The sequence below is a fragment of the Nocardioides humilatus genome, assembly GCF_008373755.1.
GTDB classification, from domain to species: domain Bacteria; phylum Actinomycetota; class Actinomycetes; order Propionibacteriales; family Nocardioidaceae; genus Nocardioides; species Nocardioides humilatus.
Genome location: NZ_VUJV01000027.1, coordinates 1 through 538, shown reverse-complemented (window position 1 = coordinate 538; position 538 = coordinate 1). Strand labels below are relative to the sequence as shown.

The following is a 538-nucleotide window of genomic DNA, read 5'->3' as shown; positions in this document are numbered from 1 at the left end:
CCTTCTACAATGAGCTGCGTGTCGCCCCCGAGGAGCACCCCGTGCTGCTCACCGAAGCCCCCCTCAACCCCAAGGCCAACAGGGAGAAGATGACCCAGATCATGTTTGAGACCTTCAACTCCCCCGCCATGTACGTCGCCATCCAGGCCGTGCTCTCGCTGTACGCCTCCGGTCGTACCACCGGTATCGTGCTCGACTCCGGAGATGGTGTCTCCCACACCGTACCCATCTACGAAGGTTACGCTCTGCCCCACGCCATCCTCCGTCTGGACTTGGCTGGTCGCGACTTGACCGACTACCTCATGAAGATCCTCACCGAGAGGGGTTACTCGTTCACCACCACCGCTGAGCGGGAAATCGTGCGTGACATTAAGGAGAAGCTGTGCTACGTCGCCCTGGACTTCGAGCAAGAGATGGCCACGGCTGCTTCCAGCTCCTCCCTGGAGAAGAGCTACGAGCTGCCTGACGGCCAGGTCATCACCATTGGCAATGAGCGGTTCCGCTGCCCTGAGGCACTCTTCCAGCCTTCCTTCCTGGG

At 60.8% G+C, this 538-nt stretch carries 1 protein-coding gene; it reads left to right on the top strand.

Annotated elements, in window-relative coordinates; translation table 11 throughout:
- Positions 1 to 41: 41 nt before the first annotated feature.
- Positions 42 to 538 (top strand): hypothetical protein (locus F0U44_RS23885; protein ID WP_246160758.1); only part of this gene is annotated, 497 nt, incomplete at its 3' end.